This window comes from Micromonospora zhanjiangensis (genome assembly GCF_042650605.1).
GTDB classification, from domain to species: Bacteria; Actinomycetota; Actinomycetes; order Mycobacteriales; family Micromonosporaceae; genus Micromonospora_J; species Micromonospora_J zhanjiangensis.
Map to the genome: position 1 here is coordinate 467,393 of NZ_JBHSBN010000002.1, position 19,272 is coordinate 486,664.

At 73.6% G+C, this 19,272-nt stretch carries 15 protein-coding genes; 5 read left to right on the forward strand and 10 right to left on the reverse strand.

Annotated features, from left to right (window positions below; translation table 11 throughout):
- Positions 1-17 precede the first annotated feature (17 nt).
- From ACFOX0_RS05255 to ACFOX0_RS05270, 4 genes are read left to right on the forward strand one after another with little or no spacing between them, the layout of a single operon-like run.
- Complete coding sequence (locus tag ACFOX0_RS05255; RefSeq protein ID WP_377542383.1) at positions 18-3,239, forward strand: FtsX-like permease family protein; 3,222 nt, start codon at positions 18-20, stop codon at positions 3,237-3,239.
- The gene (locus tag ACFOX0_RS05260; RefSeq protein ID WP_377542384.1) at positions 3,236-5,923 is read left to right on the forward strand and encodes a hypothetical protein; all 2,688 of its coding nucleotides are present in this window, start codon (positions 3,236-3,238) and stop codon (positions 5,921-5,923) included. Before ACFOX0_RS05255 ends, ACFOX0_RS05260 begins: the two co-directional genes overlap by 4 nt.
- A gap of 1 nt (position 5,924) precedes the next feature.
- Complete coding sequence (locus ACFOX0_RS05265; RefSeq protein WP_377542385.1) at positions 5,925-6,905, forward strand: ATP-binding cassette domain-containing protein; 981 nt, start codon at positions 5,925-5,927, stop codon at positions 6,903-6,905.
- Complete coding sequence (locus tag ACFOX0_RS05270; protein ID WP_377542386.1) at positions 6,898-7,614, forward strand: ABC transporter ATP-binding protein; 717 nt, start codon at positions 6,898-6,900, stop codon at positions 7,612-7,614. Before ACFOX0_RS05265 ends, ACFOX0_RS05270 begins: the two co-directional genes overlap by 8 nt.
- A 50-nt stretch (positions 7,615-7,664) precedes the next feature.
- On the opposite strand, the gene ACFOX0_RS05275 is transcribed toward ACFOX0_RS05270, so the two are convergent.
- Complete coding sequence (locus ACFOX0_RS05275; protein WP_377542388.1) at positions 7,665-8,108, reverse strand: GNAT family N-acetyltransferase; 444 nt, start codon at positions 8,106-8,108, stop codon at positions 7,665-7,667.
- A 23-nt stretch (positions 8,109-8,131) separates the two neighbouring features.
- Entirely contained in the window at positions 8,132-9,736 is a 1,605-nt protein-coding gene (locus tag ACFOX0_RS05280; RefSeq protein ID WP_377542389.1) for an alpha/beta hydrolase, read from the reverse strand.
- A gap of 136 nt (positions 9,737-9,872) precedes the next feature.
- Between ACFOX0_RS05280 and ACFOX0_RS05285 the strand changes: the two genes are divergently transcribed.
- A complete protein-coding gene (locus ACFOX0_RS05285) occupies positions 9,873-10,940 on the forward strand; it encodes an ATP-dependent DNA ligase (RefSeq protein ID WP_377542390.1) in 1,068 nt (355 codons plus the stop codon).
- A gap of 185 nt (positions 10,941-11,125) precedes the next feature.
- On the opposite strand, the gene ACFOX0_RS05290 is transcribed toward ACFOX0_RS05285, so the two are convergent.
- The 8 genes from ACFOX0_RS05290 to ACFOX0_RS05325 all read right to left on the reverse strand — a co-directional run bounded on the left by ACFOX0_RS05290 (position 11,126) and on the right by ACFOX0_RS05325 (position 19,271).
- The gene (locus ACFOX0_RS05290; protein ID WP_377542392.1) at positions 11,126-12,040 is read right to left on the reverse strand and encodes a DNA-3-methyladenine glycosylase family protein; all 915 of its coding nucleotides are present in this window, start codon (positions 12,038-12,040) and stop codon (positions 11,126-11,128) included.
- 144 nt (positions 12,041-12,184) lie between these two features.
- Complete coding sequence (locus tag ACFOX0_RS05295) at positions 12,185-13,411, reverse strand: hypothetical protein (protein WP_377542393.1); 1,227 nt, start codon at positions 13,409-13,411, stop codon at positions 12,185-12,187.
- Positions 13,412-13,464: 53 nt separating this feature from the next.
- Positions 13,465-14,334, reverse strand: a complete 870-nt coding sequence (locus ACFOX0_RS05300; protein WP_377542394.1) for a DUF4142 domain-containing protein — start codon at positions 14,332-14,334, stop codon at positions 13,465-13,467.
- A gap of 637 nt (positions 14,335-14,971) precedes the next feature.
- Positions 14,972-15,628 (reverse strand): hypothetical protein, encoded by a 657-nt coding sequence (locus tag ACFOX0_RS05305; RefSeq protein WP_377542395.1) that lies wholly within the window; start codon positions 15,626-15,628, stop codon positions 14,972-14,974.
- A 219-nt stretch (positions 15,629-15,847) separates the two neighbouring features.
- Entirely contained in the window at positions 15,848-16,639 is a 792-nt protein-coding gene (locus ACFOX0_RS05310; protein WP_377542397.1) for an RNA polymerase subunit sigma, read from the reverse strand.
- Positions 16,636-17,193 (reverse strand): sigma-70 family RNA polymerase sigma factor, encoded by a 558-nt coding sequence (locus tag ACFOX0_RS05315; protein ID WP_377542398.1) that lies wholly within the window; start codon positions 17,191-17,193, stop codon positions 16,636-16,638. Before ACFOX0_RS05315 ends, ACFOX0_RS05310 begins: the two co-directional genes overlap by 4 nt.
- 210 nt (positions 17,194-17,403) lie before the next feature.
- A complete protein-coding gene (locus ACFOX0_RS05320) occupies positions 17,404-18,261 on the reverse strand; it encodes a spermidine synthase (protein WP_377542399.1) in 858 nt (285 codons plus the stop codon).
- A 14-nt stretch (positions 18,262-18,275) separates the two neighbouring features.
- Positions 18,276-19,271, reverse strand: coding sequence for a hypothetical protein (locus ACFOX0_RS05325; protein WP_377542534.1), 996 nt, complete (start codon positions 19,269-19,271; stop codon positions 18,276-18,278).
- Between the last annotated feature and the right edge of the window lies 1 nt (position 19,272).

The window sequence follows — 19,272 nt, forward strand, 5'->3', positions numbered from 1 at the left end:
GCAGGGAGAGGTAGGTCATGAGGCTGGTCCTGAGAAGGGCGCGACAGGCGCGGGGCCTGCTGCTCGCCGCCGCGGTCGCCACCCTGGTGGCCACCGGCCTGGTGACCGGCCTGGCCCTGTACAACCGGCAGGCGGTCGCGGCCGGCCAGCGGGCCTTCGTGTCCTCGGCCCCGCCCGAGGAGCGCAGCCTGCTGGTCAGTGGTTCGGCCGGGCGTACCGAGGCGGACTTCGCCGGCCGGGACCGGGCGGTCCGGGACCGGTTCGCCGCCGGGCTGGGCGGCGTACCGGCCACCACCTCGGTCGCCCGGTACGGCACCGGCCGGCAGTTGACCGGCGACCTCGGTTCCGTCCCGGCCGGTACGGACGGCGTGTTCGCCGAGATGACCAGCCTGGCGGACCTGCCGGCGTACGCCGACCTGGTCGACGGCGCCTGGGCCACCCCGGGCGGCAGCCCGCTGCGGGTCACCCTGCCGGAGAAGGTCGCCACCATGCTGAAGGTCGCCGTCGGGGACCGGATCCCGATGCGGGACCGGGCCGCCCGACGCGACGGCGAGGTCGAGGTCACCGGCATCTGGCGCCCCCGGGACGTCGACGAGCCGTACTGGCGGCTGGCCCCGGGCGTCGGTGCCGTCGGCGGAAGCACCACCTCGTACGGGCCGTTCGTGTTGGCCGGGGCCGACTTCAGCCGTACCTTCGCCGGCACCGGAACCTCGGCGGCCTGGCTGGTCACGCCGGACCTGTCCGCCGCCGACTCGTCCCGACTGGGCCCGGTGCGGCAGGCCGCCGCGGACGCGGCGGCGCAGTTGCCGGAGGCGGCCGGCCTGGGCAGTTCGGCCACTGTCGTCTCGGGCATCGACCGGTTGACCGACCGGATGATCCGCGCCGACCTGGTCGGCCGGTCGGCGCTGCTCACCCCGATCCTGCTGGTCATCGTCCTCGGCGGGTACGCGCTGGTGCTGGTCGCGGCGCTGCTCAACGAGGACCGCCGGGCACAGACCGCGCTGCTGCGGGCCCGGGGGGCGGCCCGGGCGCAGATCGCCGGCCTGGCCGCCCGGGAGGCCGCCCTGGTCGTCGTGCCCAGCGTGGCGCTGGCCCCGCTGCTGGCCGGTCAGGCGCTGCGGCTGGTGGACGACGACGCGGGCAGCGGATCCGGGCTCGGCTGGCTGGTGGCCGGCGCCACCGCACTCGGTTGCCTGCTGGCCCTGCTCGGACCGGCGCTGCGCCGCGGCGGCACCTACGTGGCCGACCTGGCCGCCCGGTCCCGGCCGAACCGGTGGGCGGCGGCCCAGCGGGCCAGCGTCGACGTGGTGCTGGTCGGGCTGGCCGTGCTCGCCTGGACCCAGCTGCGCCAGTACTCCTCGCCGCTGTCCGGTGCCAACGGCGCGCTCGGCATCGACCCGCTGCTGGCCGCGGCGCCAACCCTGGGCGTACTGGCCGGCGCGGTGATCGCGCTGCGGGTGCTGCCGCCGGCCACCCGGTTCGTCGAGCGGTTCGTCGACCGCAAGCCCTGGACCGCCACCATGTTCGGGATGTGGCAGGCCGGCCGGCGCCCGCACGCCGGACCGGTGCTGCTGCTCGCGCTGGCCGTCGGCGCCGGCTCGCTGGCCTGGTCGCTGGTGGCCAGCTGGGAACGGTCGCACGTGGACCAGGCCAACCACCAGGTCGGCGCCGACCTGCGCCTGCGGGACACCGCCACGCCACCGGACCGGGCCACCCAGCTCGCCGCGCTGCCCGGGGTCCGGACCGTGCTGCCCGGCTGGCGGGACGACATCCGGCTCGGCACCGACAACCTGGAGGTCGGCGTGCTCGCGGTCGACGCCGCGGCCGGGGCCGACGTCCTGCGAATCGATCCCCGGCTGACCGACGGACCGCCCCGTGCACTGCTGGACCGGATGGTGGCCGCCCGCCCCGCTCCGGCCGGCGTGGAACTGCCGGCGGGCGTTCGCCGGCTCACCGGTTCGGTCCGTACCCCGGTGAGCGGCGCCAACGGGCCCCGGCCGGTCACCACGACCGCGCTGCTGGACCGGCCCGACGGGCACGTCCTGCGGGTTCCGCTGGCCACCACCGGCAACGACGGTGTCGCCCGGCGGTTCGCCGTCGACCTGCCGGACACCGCCGGGCGTCGGCTGCGGCTGATCGGCGTCGAGGTCGACGGCGGCGAGTCCAACCCGGCGTCGGGGAGCCCGATGACGTACCAGATCGAGCTGGCCGACCTGACGGCGACGCGGGCCGACGGCGCGGGCGAGCCGGTCGACCTCGGCTCCACCGACGCGTGGACGGCGCGGGCCGCCGTCGCGCAGGAGGACCGGTACGACCAGCGGCCGGCGGATCCGACCTCCGAGGTCACCGGCGGGGTGCTGCGGGCCAGCTTCTCGCTGCCGCCGATGCTGCCGGTCACCTACTTCGGGTACGCGCCGGCCACCGGCCGGTTCACCGCCCTGCGCAAGGCCTCGACCGAGCCGGTACCGGCGGTGGCCACCCCGCAGGTGCTGGCCGCGCTCGGCGCGCACGTCGGCGACACCACGCGACTGCAACTGTCCGGCGTGGCGATCGAGGTCAGACTGGTCGGCGAGTTGGCCTCGGTGCCGGGTAGCGACGACACGCCCGCGGCGGTGTTGCTGGACCTGCCCCCGGCCGCCGAGCAGGTGCTGCGGGACACCGGCACGGTCCGACCGGTGAACCAGTGGTGGCTGGCCACCGATCCGGACCGGCACGCCGAGGCGGCGGACGCCGCGACCCGGCTGTCCGGGGTGACGGTGCTCGACCGGCGGGCGGTCGCCGCGGCGGCCGCCCGGGACCCGTACTGGCTGGGGGCCCGGACCGGGCTCTTCGCCGCCACCGCCGGAGCGGTGCTGCTGGCCCTGGTCGGCCTCGGGGTGGACGTCTGGGCCACGGCCCGGCGGCGGGTCGGTGAGCTGGCCGTGCTGCACACCCTCGGCGCGTCGCCCCGGCTGCTGGCCCGGGCGCTGCTGGCCGAGCAGGCGTTCCTGGCCGGCCTCGGGGTGCTGGTCGGCCTGCTGGTGGGCGCCGGGGTCGGCGCCACCATGGCGCCGTTGGTGATCCTCACCCCGTCGGCGGACCGGCCGGTGCCGGCGCCGGACTTCGAACTGCCCTGGCTACCGGTCGGCGGGATCGCGGCCGGGTTGCTGCTGGTGGCGCTGATCCTCGGCGGCCTGGTGGCGACCACCATCCGACAACGGGTCGCCGTGGCCCAGCTGCGCATGGGCGGGGACCAATGAGCGCGATGAGCGGCGCGGTGCGCCGGATCCGGGCCTTCGCCGGCCAGTTCGCCCTGCTCGGCCTGCTGGCCCTGGTGGCCGCGCTGCTGCTGTCCGCCGCGCCCCGGCTGGCCTTCGGGTCGGCCGACCGCGGCCTGCGCGGCCAGATCGCCGCCCAGCCACCGGCGGTCCGGGACCTCAGCTACGAGGAGACGCCGACCCAGGTCCCCGGCTTCCCCTGGGTGGTCCGGCCCCAGCACCTCGACGGGCTGCTGGACGCGATGCCGTCGGCGGTGCGCGACGTGATCGGGGACGGCTGGTACGCGGCGCAGACCGGCACGGGCCGCGCCACCGGTGCCGGTCGGCCCGCGAACCCGCCGCTGGACCTGGTGCTGCGGGCGAGCACCGAGACCCGGGAGGCGGTCACCATGGTCGACGGCCGGTGGCCGTCCGACCAGGGTGCGCCGGACGGCTCGATCGAGGTGGCCGTGGCCGCCGACGTGGCGACGTCGGCCGGAGTACGCACCGGCATGCTGATGAACGTCAAGCCCAACGGATCGAGCCTGCCCTCGCGACGGGTGACGATCGTCGGGACGTTCCGCGCGGTGGACCCCGGCAACGGCGTCTGGGACTCGCTGCCGTCGGTGCTGCGGATCACCCCGGGCTCCCCGCAGTCCGAATCCTCGGTGGCCACCGCCGTCGCGTTGACCAACCAGGCCGGCCTGGACTCGCTGGCCGAGGCGCACTGGCCGGTGAGCTTCAGCTGGCGGTACCGGATCGCGGCCGACCGGTTGACCGCGGACAACGCCACCCCGGTGCTGGACGCCCTGCGCCAGGTCCAGCAACAGGCGCACCGGGAGGTGCAGTTCAACCAGGGCCTGGCCACGCCGCTGGCTGTCTTCCTGGACCGGTACCACGCCGCGCTGACGGTCCTGTCGGTCGTCTCGACCGGCGTACTGGCCACCCTGGGCGGGCTGGTGATCCTGGCGGCCGGGCTGGCGGTGCGCCGTCGGGCGGCCGAGTTCGCCCTGATCCGGGCGCGCGGCGGCGCGGTCGTCGACGTCGGGTGGCGCGCCCTGCTCGAATCGCTGCTGGTGATCCCGCCGGCCGCGGCGGTCGGCTGGCTGGCCGGCCTGACCGTGCCCGGCCGCGGTGCCGACACCGGCTGGCTGGTCGTGGCCGCCGCGCTGCTGATCACGCTGGCGCTGCCGGTGACGGCCGTGGTGGTCCGCTCGTCGGTGGCGGCCCGCGCCGACCTGACCGGCCGGTTCCGGTCCGCCCGCCGGCTCACCGTCGAGGTGGCGCTGCTGGCGGTCGCCGTACTCGGCACGGTCCTGCTGCGCCGGCGCGGGCTGCCGCCCGGCGGCGGGATCGACCCGCTGCTGGCCGCCGTGCCGGTGCTGCTCGCCGCCGGCGCCGCGATCCTGGTGCTGCGCGGCTACCCGCTGCCGCTGCGCCTGGCGGGCCGGCTCGCCGGCCGCAGCCGCGGTGTCGTCGGATTCCTCGGCCTGGCCCGGGCCGGCCGGTCCGCGGTGACCGGTCCGCTGATCGTGGTCGTCATGGCGGTCGCCACCGCGGGTTTCTGCGCCGTGGTGGCCAGCGGCGTCACCGACAGCCGCGACCGGGCCGCCGACCTGGCGGTGCCGGCCGACCTGCTGCTCATCGGCGACCATTTCGCCGCCGACACCGCCGACGAGCTGGCCGGCCAACCCGGCGTACGGGCGGTCGCGCCGCTGCTGGCGGTGCCCGCCACCGAACTGGTGCGGAGCAGCACCGAGATGCGCAACACCATGTCGACCTACCTGTTGCTGGTGGACGCGCCGGCGCTGACCCGGGTGGCCGAGCTCTCCGGTACCCGGATCGACCTGCCGGACCCGCTGCGTACGGCCACGCCCGGCGTCGATCCGGTGCCGGCGCTGGTCTCCCCGGCGGTCGCCGCCGACCTGGCCGGCGGGGGAGTGGTCACCGCCCAAGGCGGCCGGTACGCCTTCCGGACCGACCGGGTGGTGTCGTCGTTCCCCACCGTCCCGGCCGGGACCGACCGGTTCGTCGTGCTGCCCTGGCAGGCGTTGCGGGCCGCTCCGGCCACCCCGTTGACCCCGACCGGTTTCCTGCTCTCCGCGTCCGGAGCCGATCCGGTGGCGTTGCGCGAGACCGGCGAGCGGGGGCAGACCCGCTGGTTCACCGAGGGTCTGGTGACGGCCCTGCCGACAACCCGCCCGCCGGTGCTCACCAGCCGGGCGACCGCGCACGCCGACCTGGACTCCGGCGGCGCCAACGGGGTGCTGCTGTTCGGCATCGTGCTGGGAGTGGCCGGTGGTGCGGTGCTCGGCCTGCTGGCCATCGCGTTCGCGGTGCTCGCCGGGGCGCAGACCCGCGGCCGGGTGCTGTCCCGGCTGCGCACCATGGGGCTGTCCCGGCCGCAGTGGCGGGGACTGCTGCTGGTCGAGTTGGCGCCGCTGATCGGGGTCGCCATGCTCACCGGCGCGGTCACCGGGGTGCTGAGCCCGCTGCTGCTCACCCCGGTGCTGGGATTGGACACGTTCACCGCCGGCGTACCGGTGCTGGTCCGGTTCGACGTCACCGTGTTCGGTGGCGCGCTGGCCCTGGGTGCCGTCGCGCTGGCCGTCGCCATCGCGGTCGAGGCCATCGTCAACCGCCGGCTGCGCCTCGGTGAGGTGCTCCGGCTCGGAGAGGAGATCTGAGGTGACGACCACGACGGACCCGGCCCCGGTGCCGGACCTCGCGGCGCTGCAACGCCGCGCGGCGGCCCGCGCGGCCGAACGGGCCGGCGGGACCGACCGGCTGCGCGGACACATCGTCTGCGAAGGGCTGGTGCGGATCTTCAAGACCGAAGGGGTCGAGGTGTTCGCCCTGCAAGGGCTGGAGCTGTCGGTGGACCGGGGCGAGCTGCTGGCCATCGTCGGCGCCTCGGGCTCCGGCAAGTCGACCCTGCTGAACATCCTCTCCGGCCTGGACACCCCGACCGCCGGGGTGGCCCGGGTGGCCGGGCAGGATCTGCTCGGCATGTCGGCGCGGGACCGGCTGAACTACCGGCGGCGGGTGGTCGGCTTCGTCTGGCAGCAGACCGGCCGCAACCTGCTGCCGTACCTGACCGCGCTGGAGAACGTCGAGCTGCCGATGCGGTTGGCCGGCCGGCGCCGGGGCCGGCTGGCCCGGGACCGGGCCCGGGAGCTGTTGGACCTGGTCGGCGTCGGTTACTGCGCCGACCGGCGGCCGGCCCAGCTCAGCGGCGGCGAGCAGCAGCGCTGCGCGGTGGCGGTGGCGGTGGCCAACGACCCCGAGGTGCTGTTCGCCGACGAGCCGACCGGCGAGCTGGACGAGTCCACCGCCGCCGAGGTGTTCGGCGCGCTGCGCACCATCAACGCCGAGCTGGGCGTCACCGTCGTCGTGGTCACCCACGACCACGCCGTGGCCGACCAGGTCCGCCGTACCGTGGCGATCCGCGACGGCCGGACCGCCTCCGAGGTACGCCGGACCGCCCGGACCGCCTCGGACGGCAGCACCGAGACGGTGAGCGAGGAGTACGCGGTGCTGGACCGGTCCGGCCGGATGCAGTTGCCGGCCGCGTTCGTCGACGCGCTCTCGCTGCGCGACCGGGTACGACTGAACCTCGAACCCGACCATGTCGAAGTCCGACCCGGCCAGGAGGCGTCCGGTGAGTAGTCCGACCGTCGAGCGGACCACCCCGCTCGACACCGAGGAGTTGGTGCGGGTCGAGGCGGTCAGCCGCGTCTTCGGCACCGGCGAACGGGCCGTGCCCGCCGTACGGGAGGTGTCCTTCACCGCCCGCCGGGGTGAGCTGGTGGCCGTCCGGGGTCGTTCCGGCGCCGGCAAGACCACGCTGCTGAATCTGGTCGGCGGGCTGGACCGGCCGACCTCGGGCCGGGTCACCGTGGCCGGGCACGACGTCACCGCCGCCGACGAGCGCGAACTGCTCGACCTGCGGCGCGGCACCATCGCGTTCATCTTCCAGACCTTCGGGCTGGTGCCGATCCTGTCGGCGGCCGAGAACGTCGGTGTGCCGCTGCGGCTGGCCCGGGTGCCGGCGGCCGAACGCGAGGAGCGGGTGGCGGTGCTGCTGGAACTGGTCGGCCTGGGCGGGCAGGCGGCCCAGCGGCCGTACGAGTTGTCCGGCGGCCAGCAGCAGCGGGTGGCGGTGGCCCGGGCGTTGGCGAACGAGCCGCAACTGCTGATCGCCGACGAGCCGACCGGCCAGCTGGACTCGCAGACCGGGCGGTCCATCATGGACCTGATCCGGGCGGTGGTGCACGCCCGGCAGATGACCGCCCTGGTGGCCACCCACGACCCGGCCCTGATCGACCTGGCCGACCGCACCATCACCCTCCGCGACGGCCACCTGGTCGACGACTGACCCCCACCCGGGCGGGGTGCGGGCGCGCGGGTGGGCCGGCGTGGTCGGGATCAGAGCTGGAGCTTCATGCCCTCGTGGGTGGCGACGAAGCCGAGTCGGGCGTAGAAGCGGTGCGCGTCGGTGCGGGACTTGTCGGTGGTCAGCTGCACCATCGCGCAGCCGCGCCGCCTGGCCTGGTCGATCGCCCACTCCATCATGTCCCGCCCCAGGCCGGCGCCACGCCGGTCGGCCCGGACCCGGACCGCCTCGATCAGCGCCCGTTCCGCGCCGTGCCGGCCCAGGCCCGGGATGTAGGTGAGCTGCATGCAGCCCACCACCTCGCCGTCGTCGTCGGCGACGATCTCGTGGTTGCGCGGGTCGTCGGTGATGGCCCGGAAGGCCCGCTCGTACGCCTCGTCCACCTCGGTGAAGTCCCGGCCCTTGCCCAGCACGTCGTCGGCGAGCAGGGCAACGATGGCCGGCAGGTCGGCCCGAACGGCCTCGCGGAAGATCATCAAGCGATCATATCCGGCCCGGGTCAGCGGCCGGGGCACCGCTTGCCGGCCGGCGGCACCGTCAGGTCGACCAGGTACGCGTCGACCGCGTCGGCGATGCAGACGGTCTGCGGATAGGCGGTGTGCCCCTCGCCCTCCCAGGTCAGCACCGTGCCGACGCCGAGCATGTCGGCCAGCCGCTGGGTCTGCTCGTACGGGGTGGCCGGGTCGCCGGTGGTGCCGACCACCAGGATCGGCGGCGCGCCGACCGCCTTGCCGGTCGGGTACGGATCCGGCTTGCCCGGCCAGTACGTGCAGCTGAGCAGGCCGACCGCGAGCGGCGGCCCGAACAGCGGGTACTTCGCCCGCCACTTCGTCTGCAGCTCGCGGGCCTGCTCCGGGCTCGGCCGTTCCCGCTGGTCGGCGCAGTTGACCGCCAGGTTCGCGTCGAACTGGTTGGAGTAGTGCCCGTTCGGGTCGCGCTCGGCGTACTGGTCGGCGAGCTTGAACACCCCGGTCGGGTTGCCCCCCTCCAACTGCTCGACGGCGCCGGCCAACTGCTCCCAACCGGACTCGGTGTACAGCGACGACACGATCGCGTAGAAGATCCACCCGGCGGTGGCCTCGCGGCCGCCGGACCCGCGGACCGGGGAGACCCGGGCCTTGTTCAGCACGTCGGTGACCGCGGCCCGGGCGTCCGGCGCGATCGGGCACTTGGCCGGCGTCCTCGCGCACCACCGGCCGAAGTTGTCGAAGGCCTTTTCGAAGCCCTTCGCCTGGCTCTCCGAGCCGGCCACCGCGTCCTGCTTCGGGTCCACCGCCCCGTCGAGCACCATCGCCCGGACGTTGCGGGGAAACAGCTGCGCGTAGGTCGCGCCGAGCAGGGTGCCGTACGAGTAGCCGAGGTAGGTCAGCTTCTGGTCGCCGACGGCGGACCGGATCGCGTCGATGTCCCGGGCCGCCTGCTCGGTGGAGAACAACCCCAACTGGTCGGGGTACTTGGCGCCGCAGGCCGCGCCGATCTTCTTGTCCAGCGCCACCAGGCCGTCGAACTCGGCGCCCGGCTCCGGGTCCGGTTCGTAACCGAAGTTGGCGTCCAGTTCGGCGTCCGACAGGCACTTGACCGGGCTGGACCGCTTCACCCCGCGCGGGTCGAACCCGACGATGTCGAAACGCTGGGTGACCGCGTCCGGCAACCCGCCGAACGCGGTACCGAAGGACAGATAGACGGCGGTGTCGACGCCGGAGCCGCCCGGTCCGCCCGGGTTGATCAGCAGCGAGCCGATCCGGTCGTGCTGCTTCGTCGACCGGATCCGGACCAGGCTGATCTCGAAGGTGCCGGCCGGTCCGGGCGCCGTCGCGCCGGTGGCCGGCGCCGTCCCGGAACCGGAGGCGCCGCCGGTGGCGCCCGGCTGCCAGTCCCGCGGTACGGCGATGGTGGCGCACTCGAACCGCATGTTCGGTGGTGTCCGGCCGACCAGGTCCTTCGCCGTCTCCGGGCAGTCGCGCCAGTTCGGCGCGGCGCCGGGCTTTCCCGCGCCGGCCGGTTCGCGCGGTCCGGTCTTGGCGCCGAACGGCGTGGTGCAGCCGGCCAGGACGAGCACGGCGGCGGCGACGGCGGCCAGCGGTGGGCGGGACAAGCGACTCACGAGGGTCCTTCCGTGATCTTCTACCCGACCAGGCTACGCCGCCCGGACACCCGCCCGGGTCGCTGCCCACGGATCGTGACCGGCCACGCCGGAAGATCCGTGGACACGGGCCCCGGCCGACGGGGACGATGGCGGGATGGAGTTGCCCGTCATGCCGCCCGTCGCGCCCATGCTCGCCAAGCCGGTGGGGGAGATCCCCACCGGGCAGTGCTACGAGCCCAAGTGGGACGGTTTCCGCTCGATCATCTTCCGGGACGGCGACGAGGTCGAGATCGGCAGCCGCAACGAGAAGCCGATGACCCGCTACTTCCCCGAGGTCGTCGCGGCGGTGCTGGCCAACTTCCCGGACCGGGCGGTGGTCGACGGCGAGATCGTCGTGGCCGACACCGGTCGCAACACCCTCGACTTCGAGGCGCTCCAGCAGCGGATCCACCCGGCGGCCAGCCGGGTACGGCTGCTGGCCGAGCAGACCCCGGCCAGCTTCGTCGCCTTCGACCTGCTGGCCCTCGGCGCCGACGACCTGACCGGGCGGCCCTTCGCCGAGCGCCGGGAGATCCTCGAACGCGCCCTGGCCGACGCCAAGCCCCCGGTGCACCTCACGCCGCTGACCCGGGACGAGGACACCGCCCGGCGCTGGTTCGCCGAGTTCGAGGGCGCCGGCCTGGACGGCCTGATCGCCAAGGACCCGGCGCTGACCTACCAGCCGGACAAGCGGGTCATGACCAAGGTCAAGCACAAGCGCACCGCGGACTGCGTGCTGGCCGGATACCGGGTGCACAAGTCCGGCGACGACCGGGTCGGCTCGCTCCTGCTCGGCCTCTACGACGAGCGCGGCACGCTGGTCTCGGTGGGCGTGGTGGGCGCCTTCTCGATGGCCCGGCGCGCGGAGTTGTTCACCGAGTTGCAGCCGCTGGTCACCACCCTGGACGGGCACCCGTGGAACGACGCCGCCCACGAGCAGGGTGAGCGCACCCCGCGCCGCAACGAGCAGAGCCGCTGGAGCCACGGCAAGGACCTGAGCTTCGTCCCGCTGCGCCCGGAACGCGTGGTCGAGGTCCGCTACGACTACATGGAGGGGGTCCGGTTCCGGCACACCACCCAGTTCGAACGCTGGCGCCCCGACCGTACGCCGCGCTCGTGCACGTACGAGCAGCTCGAACGACCGGTCCGGTTCAACCTCGCGGACGTGCTGGCGGGCGGCTGAACCGGGGCACTACCCTCCGGAATGTCGATGCGCCGCTACCTCGACTTCGAGGCCGACGGGCTGAAGCGTCGGTGCGAGCGTCCGGAACCGGCATGACCCACCCACCGGCGGCCGGCACGGCGTCGCGGCGGCTGACTCGCGCCTGATGGCCCGGCACCGCGCCGGGTCGCCCGTGCGCCGGCGCCCTAGAAGCGGGCGAACGAGCGGATCGGCGTCCGCGGACCGAATCGCGGCGCGTGCAGGCCGGCGGCCGCCAGCAGGCCGCAGACCCGGCCGCGATGACCGCGGAACGGTTCCAGCAGGGCGAGCATCCGGGCGTCGTCGGCCCGCGCCTCGCCGGCCAGCGCCCAAGCCACGGTGTTCGGGATGTGGTAGTCCCCGACGCTGACCACGTCCGGGTCGCCGAACGCGATCCGGACCACCTCGGCCGCCGTCCACGGCCCGATGCCGGGGATCGCGGTCAACCGGCGGGTCGCCTCGACCGCGTCGGCGCAGCGTTCCAGCCGGTCGGCGAGCGCGGCGGCCCGGCGTACCGTGTCGGCCCGGCGCTGCTCGACGCCGAACGGGTGGAACACCCAGTACGGCGCGGCCGCCAGCTCGGCGGGTTCGGGCGGCACCCACAGGGCCCGTACCGGTCCGGGCGCCGGCGTGCCGAACCGCCGGACGGTGGCCGCGTATCCCCGGTACGCCTCCGTGCCGGTGACCTTCTGTTCGAGGATCGCCCGTAGCAGCCGGGGGAAGATCTGCCCGGTGGCCGGCATCCGCAGGCCGTGGTGCGCCTCGGTGAGCCGCGCCACCACCGGATGCCCGGCGGCCAGCTCGGCGAACCCGGTCAGATCGTCGCGGAGTCCGGCGACCGCGTCGGCCCGCTCCAGCACCCAGTCCGCCCCGGGGCCGTGGCCGGTGGCCAACACATCGTCGCCGACGTGGCGCAGCGCCAGCGTCGCCGGTCCGGCCGGGGTGCGGGTGGCCCACCAGAACGTGTCGTCGACGAACCGGGCGCACGGGTCGTGCCGGCCCATCGCCAGCGTCGCCACCGTGCCGGCCAGGTGGTAACCCGCCGGTGGGCGCAGCGTCCGGGTGGTCGTGGTACCGCTCACCGGCACACTGTGCCATGCCGGGTGCGGACCGGTCACCCACCCCCGAGGGGTGGCTGACCGGTCCGCACCCGGCGACGGCACCGGGACGTGAGCGTCCCGGTGCCGTCATCGCGACAAGGAGGGCGGGCCTCCTGCGGCGGCCGATTACCGTACGGTGATCCGGACCACGTCGAACGCGGGGATCTGGTTGGCCCGCTCCATCATCGGAATCCGGTGCGAACCGTCACCGGCCCAGACCGCGCACTGGGCCTCGCCCTGCTGCGGCAGGCCCGGGATGGTGATGGTCACCTCGTCCGGCTGCGCGCCGCCCTTGCCGTCCTCGGTCGCCACGAAGAACGCCGGCACCGGGTCCGAGGCCTGCGCCTGGTTGCCGTTCAGCATCCGGCACGCGGTGTGGAAGTGACCCCGGGTCAGGCCCTGGTCGTTCAGCAGCGAGCTCTCCTTGTAGTAGCCACCCGCGGCGGCGCCCAGGAACCGGTCCCGGATCAGGTTGCGGGTGCTGACCCGGAGGGTGAACTGCTGGTTGGTCCGCACCTGGCGGGGCGCCTGGCTGATCAGCAGCGACGGGTTCTTCGCGGCGGCGCCGACCTCACCGAACGCCGTGCTCACGCACCGGTTGCCGTTCTGGAAGCCGTCGTGCGCCTGCAGCTTGCTGTTGTTGCAGTTGTTGGCCAGCACATCGAGGCCGCCGTTGTTCCCGCCGTTGTTGTTCCCGCCGTTGTTGTTTCCACCGGCGTTGGCGTTGTTCTTGGTGCAGGTGGCGAGGTCCTTCAGGCCGGCCGGAGCCGTGCCGCCGACCCGGGTGATGTTCAGGTTGATCCGGTCGATCACGGCACCCCGCTTGCCGGCCAGGTCCGCCAGCAGGCTGTCCACGAGCTGCGGCTCCTTGGCCAACCGGTTGTTCACGTTGGTGATCTGGGACTCCAGATTGCGCAGCTCGGCGTCCACGCCGGCCCGGGCGGCCGCCGGAATGTTGCCGATCTTCTCGGCCACGTTCGGGCAACTCACCGACACGGCGGCGGTGTTGTTGTTGGTGCAGTTGCCGGCGCGGGTCCGGAGCGCCCCGTCGTTCGGCGCCTGTCCGTCACCCGGGTGCTGCCAGGCGCCGTTGTCCTTGTACGGCTGCCCCTTCGCCTTGGTGCCGTTCTGCGGGCCGCCACCGGTGGAGTTGGTGGGCGCGGGCGCGTCCGCCGCTGGCTGGCACGGCGCGCTCTGGTGTCGCCTGCCGTTGGTGCCCGCGAGCGACACCTGGGTGATGGCGACCAGAGCACCGAACACGCCCAGCGTTGCGACCACGGCGAGGATGCGCTTCTTGCGGGGGTTGCCGGTCGACCGGCGGGGCCGGGCGGACCGCTTGGCGGTGTTGTTCACCGGGGGGCACCTCTTCCTGAGGGAACGGTCGATTCAAGGGGTGGTACGGGAAATCAGCGCGATCGGATCAAACGGACCAGGCTGTAGGCGCCGGCGATCAGCGCGGCCGCCAACACCATCCAGATGACGACGGGGCTCACCCCGCCGACACCGCCGCCGGCCTGCGCGCCGGTGAGCAGCGAACCGTTGCGGGCCGCGTCGGCCGCGATCGCCGCCGCCTGCGCGGGTGCCGGTGGAGGGGCCTGCGGGAGGGATTCGTAGTCCACCAGCCCGGTGCTCTCCAGCAGGGTCAGGTGGGTCAGGACGAAGGAGTTGGCCTGCGCCGCGAGTTCCCGGACCACGTCGTTGCGGGTGCTGGCCCGGACGGTGGCGATGGCCGGGAAGATCTTGCCGTGCGCCGCCCGCAACCGGTCCACGTAGACCCGGTCGAACTCGGGTCCGGTGGCCCGCTGCATCTCGGCGAGCCAGCCCTTCTGCTCGGCGCTCGGTTCGGTCGGCAGTGGAACGCCCAGCCTGGCCGCGGCGGCGGTGGCGAACTCGTCCAGTCGGTGGTGCTGCGGGCCGATCTCGTTGCCCACCTGGCGTACCCGCTCCGAGGCACCCTTCTTGATCGCCATGTCGCTGGCGGGTCCCTCCCAGGAACCGGCCAGCTTGACCTTGTAGACCAGGTCCCGGTCGGCCGCGCTGAGCGGGCCGTTGGCGTTGATGTTCTTGGGCAGGTACGTGATCGGGTTCGGCACCCCGACGCCGGATCCGCCCGGCGCCCGCACGGCCACCGCGGCCGCGCCGTGCGCGTCCGTCGGCCCGTGCGCCGCGGCCTGGGCCGGTACGCCGAAGAGGCCGCCGAGCACCACACCGGCGACCCCGGTCACCAACGTGGCGGTCCAGCTCCTGCGAGCCGACCGACGTCGTGCCGTCACCATGCTTACAGCCTCCTGAAAAATCGCCATCGTTCGGCGTCTCCCGCGAAACGCTATTGAGCCGTTCGGCGCTCAGTCAATAAGAGGACCGGGAGATACGGAATACTTAGGTCAAGCTTAAAAAGAACTTATGGATCGGAGGTTCAACCGCCGACATCCCCCGAACGGGTGATGTCGGCGGTTCAAGGATTCGCGAAGAACCTGGTCGGGAACTCTCTTGCGGAGGGCGCCGACAACGTCACTCACGGTCAATTTCGTTCTCGTCGAATCCGGCCCGACAATTCGCGGACAAAAACGTTCGGGTAGCGCGGTCGGTTGCCGGTAACGATTCAACCACGTCATCGGCGGTTTTCCGGACCGTCGACGGCCGGGCTCGGCGCGCGATCCGGCCGCGCAACGAGATGTGACGCCGACCCCGGGCGGGGGGTCGGCGTCACATCGGTCGGCGTCCACCGGTCGGTGCTGGACCGCCGCGGCTCGCCGGCGACGGCCGGTCACGCCCTCCCCGGCGGCGACCGGCCGTCACGTCGGTGGTGTCGCGCTGCGCTCAGTGAACCTTTTTCAACCTCCCCTTGCGCTCCGGCGTCGGCCGAGGTCGAAGACGCGGCTTGCGCACCGCGCGGTTCAGGTTGAAAAAGGTTCAGTAGGTGGAGCTGCCCGACTCTCCGGCGGAACCACCGTCGGCCGGCGGCGCGACCGCCTTCGGCGTGCCCGTCGGCAGGCAGGTCAGGTTCTTCTTGCCGTCCGGCGCCACCACGAACCAGGTTCCGCCGACGCCCTGGCCCTTCCACTGGCCCGGCTCCTTGTCGCCGATGTAGCGGTAGACGGGCCAGCCGCCGATGGTCAGCTGCCGGGTGCCGTCCGGGCGGTTCACCGTGCCGACCTTGTCGTCGGCCACGCCCCGGATCTGCGGGTTACCGTCGGTCAACGCCGGCGGCCAGACCTTCGCGCAGGTGTCCACGCAGTTCGACGTGGGCGGCTTGGCGGAGTCCTTGTCGAAGCGGTAGAGGATCCAACCCTTCTCGTCCGTGACCACCTGCCCCATCCGGGGCAGCTTCTTGCTCACCAGTTGGGTGGTCAGCTTGACGTCCTTGGGCGGTGCCGGCGCATCCGAAGCGGCCGGGGCGTCTGCGGGCGGCGCGGCACCGTCGGGAGTCGCCTCGCCGCTTGGTTCCGCGGCTGCGTTCGCCACCGGCTGGGTGTCGTTCGAACCGTTCTGGCTGTAGCCCGCGGGGGCGCAGGCCGTGAGCGCGGCCAGCGCGCTGGCGGCGATGACGGTTCGCTTTATCAGTGCCACGTGCCCTCCTCTGTCTGGGTGGTCATTGATAAGTACGGGAGAAGCCCCCGGTCGGATTGCCAATCGAAAGTGCACAACTTCACAGGAAATTTCTGAACCCGATCGTCCGCCGCTGCGTGCGGGGGTTACGGCGTACGCCTCGGAAAAGCGCGACGGGCCTGGTGGAATGCCCGGTCGAGGCATTCCACCAGACCCGTTCCGCCTGGTCTCGGCGCGTTTCTACAGCCGTACGGTGACCAGTGGCGTCCCGACTCCCTTGTCCACCGACTGCACCTGCACCGAGGCGATGTCCGCGCGCGGGGCGGACGTCGTCGCCTGCAGCGTCAACGGCTGCGGCTGACTCGCCGTCCCGTAGCCGACCACCGGCACCGTCCAGGTGGACACCACCTCGGACGTGCCGCTCTTGCGCAACACCACCAGTCGACAGGTACGCGGGCCGGGCAGCCGGGTGAGCGCGAAGTTCACCTCGGTGCCGTACGGCTTGGCGACCAGGGCCAGCTCGGCGTGTACGCCGGTGCTGTCGTCGGTGGCCGCGGCCTTCTCACCCTCCGGCGCGTCCGGACCACCGATGCCCGGCTCCGCCCCCTGGGTGCCGGTCGGGATCGGCACGGTCGGCGTCGGCCCGGTCCGGGTGGGCGGCGGCTCGGCGAGCACGTCCGGCTGCTTGCCCATCCACTGGCCGCCGGCGAACAGCGCGCCGACGGTCAGCATGACCAGCAGCACCACCCCGGCGGCGAGGCTGAGGAACTGGTTACGCCGGGTGCGCTTGCGGTCGCGGGCGACCGTGGCGATCATCCGGTCCAGCACGACACCCTCCGAGGTGGACTGCTCCACCGTCGGCAGCACGTTCGGGTCGACGTCGGCCAGCAGGTCGACGACCGGCAGCATCGACTCCAGTTCGGACGCGCAGACCCAGCAGGTGGCCAGGTGCTCCTCGAACCGTTCGATGTCGGGCTGGTCGAGCACGCCCAGCGCGTACGCCGCCACGTCCCAGTGATCGGACCGGCTCATTCTGTCACCCCCCGTTCCTGCAGTGCCGACCGTAGCGCGCGCAGCGCGTAGTAGACCCGGGACTTGGCGGTGCCCAACGGCAGCCCCAACTCCTCCGCGGCCTCCGGTACGGTCCGTCCTCTGAAGTATGTCGCGATCAGGATCTCCCGGTGCGGGTGGCTCAACGTCCGTAACGCGTCGGTGACGGTCATCGTGCGCAGCACCCGTTCGGTGTCGTCCGCCTGGGCGAACGCCTCCAGGTCCCGATCGTAGGTCTCCGCCGGACGGGCCTGTTCACTGCGGTGGTCGTCGATGGCGATCCGGCGGGCCACGGTCACCAACCATGGCCGCAACGAGGTCTGTCCCTGGGCACCGAGCCGGTGCGCGTTGCGCCACGCACGCAGCAGAGTCTCCTGCACGATGTCCTCGGCGCGCTGCCGGTCCCCACCGACCAGGCGCAGCACGAACATCAGCAGCGGTCCCGCGTGCTCGTCGTAGAGCCGTCGGACCAGATCCTCGGAATGGTTCGCCTCGGCGGGTCCGGCATGGTGTCGGCCGGTAGCCGATCGTGGCATCACCGGCCCATCATGGCCGCCCGCGGGCCGCCCGTCGAGAGCCTTCCACTCGTTGATCGACTTGTGTTGAGAAGTCGCGTACATCTTGACGCTGTCGCGTTGCCAACCGAGGGCTAACGCATGCATCACGGCCCCACTTTCCCTGAAACCGGTCACCTGGAGCCCGCTACCAGGCGCCGCACCAAGGTACGGATGGCGGAGCGGTTCGGATCAACGGCCGACGTCGAAAGTTCCGGCAGGTGGTGGCGTGGATGGTCGGGCCGTGTCGGCGCGGACCACCCGGGCGCCGCCGACGAACCGGTCCAACTCGGCAGGCGGCACCACCCGGCCCGGGAACCAGTCGCCGGCCACCCGCCGGGTGAGTTCGGCCACCGGCGGCTCGGTGCGGCCGGCGACCAGCACCAGATTGCCGTACCGCCGGCCGCGCAGCACGGCGGCGTCCGCGATCAGGCAGGCTCGGGGCAGCACCGACCGTACGGTGGCCACCTGTCCCCGGGCGTAGCGCAGCGGCGGCCCGTCGGCGATGTTGACCAGATAGCTGCCGTCCGGGCGGAGCACCCGGGCCACCTCGGCGACGAACTCCACACCGGACAGGTGGGCCGGCGTCCGGGCGCCGGCGAAGACGTCGCCCACCACCACGTCGTACGCCGCGTCCCGGGTCGCGGTCACGGCGTCCCGGGCGTCGGCCACCCGGACCCGCAACCGCGGGTCGGGACGCCAGGGCAACTCCCGGCGGACCAGCTCCACCAGCGCGCCGTCCACCTCGGCGACCCGCTGGCCGGACCCGGGACGGGTGGCGGCGACGTACCGGGGCAGGGTCAACGCCCCACCGCCCAGGTGCAGCACCCGCAGCGGCCGGCCGGCCGGGGCCAGCAGGTCGACGACGGCGGCCAACCGCCGGACGTACTCGAACTCCAGGTGGGTCGGATCGTCCAGGTCGACGTGCGACTGCGCGGCGCCGTCCAGCAGCAGCGTGAACGACCGCTGCCGGTCCGGATCCGGCAGGATCTCCGCCCGGCCCGTGTCGACCTGTGCGACCACGTGTCCGGCCCGCCGGCCCCGGGGCATCGGGTGGGCCCGGCTCAACCGCGCGGCCGGGAACCGGCCGCGGAGATGGTCAACGCCCGGTGCAGCAGCCGGGCGTCGCCCAACAGGCCACGCAGCCGCCGTTCCAGGCCGGCGATCGGGATCAGGTTCTGCGGCGCGCGGGGATCCTTGTACGACGTGGAGGCGAACCGGGGCAGGGTGACCAGGGACAGGTCGGCGAGCCGGACCGCCTCGGCCGGCGGCAGGTCGGTGGAGCACTCGACCCGGACGATGCCGCTCCACGGCGCGCCGGCCGGCCCGGGCAGGCGCAGATACCAGGAGAAGCCGCCCCAGGCCGTGCCGACCCGGAACACCGGGCAGCGCTGACCCGGCGCCAGCGAGGTGACCACGGCGGACAGCGCGGCGGACAGGTATCTGCCCTGCTGCGTCTTGACGTAGCCCAGGGTGCGGGCCAGGTGCCGGCGCTTGCGCAACGGCCCGTCCACCACCAGCAGGTCGTCGTCGTCCGCCGTGTGTTCCTGCCGGACCTGCGCCGACACCGCCACCTCCAGTTCGGTGAGCGGGCCCTGCACGGTCTGGCTCAGCTTGGCCACGTCGCTGGTGCCGACCCGGTGCACCCGGTAGCGGACCGTGCCGGCCACCAGGTCCGGCGCCTCCTGGCTGGCCGTGAACAGACCCCGGTCCACCCGCCGGCTGACCATCTCGGCCGCCCCCCGGCGCAGGTCGCAGCGGACCACCCCGGCGGCGTACGAGGCCGCGATGCCCGGGTACGAGCTGCCGTCCGACTCCCGGGTCCACAGTCCCGCGTCGATCCGGCGTACCCCGTCGACCAGCAGCACCACCGACGGTGGCCGCACGGTCGGCGGCGCGGCGAGCGGGCGCCAGGTGGCGGCCGGCAGCTCCACGTCGGTGTCCACCTGCGCGCTGCTCTCGGTGGTCGGCCCGTCGCCACCGCTCTCCGCCTGCTCGAACGACGTGCCGTAGCTGGGACTCCACGCGTCGACGTGCCAGCCGGCGGCGGCCCCGCTCACC

Coding starts and splice junctions, on each gene's coding strand:
- ACFOX0_RS05255 (WP_377542383.1), top strand. CDS start 18: ATGAGGCTGGTCCTGAGAAGGGCGCGACAGGCGCGGGGCCTGCTGCTC.
- ACFOX0_RS05260 (WP_377542384.1), top strand. CDS start 3,236: ATGAGCGCGATGAGCGGCGCGGTGCGCCGGATCCGGGCCTTCGCCGGC.
- ACFOX0_RS05275 (WP_377542388.1), bottom strand. CDS start 8,108: ATGATCTTCCGCGAGGCCGTTCGGGCCGACCTGCCGGCCATCGTTGCC.
- ACFOX0_RS05285 (WP_377542390.1), top strand. CDS start 9,873: ATGGAGTTGCCCGTCATGCCGCCCGTCGCGCCCATGCTCGCCAAGCCG.
- ACFOX0_RS05300 (WP_377542394.1), bottom strand. CDS start 14,334: ATGGTGACGGCACGACGTCGGTCGGCTCGCAGGAGCTGGACCGCCACG.
- ACFOX0_RS05310 (WP_377542397.1), bottom strand. CDS start 16,639: ATGAGCCGGTCCGATCACTGGGACGTGGCGGCGTACGCGCTGGGCGTG.
- ACFOX0_RS05315 (WP_377542398.1), bottom strand. CDS start 17,193: ATGCCACGATCGGCTACCGGCCGACACCATGCCGGACCCGCCGAGGCG.
- ACFOX0_RS05320 (WP_377542399.1), bottom strand. CDS start 18,261: ATGCCCCGGGGCCGGCGGGCCGGACACGTGGTCGCACAGGTCGACACG.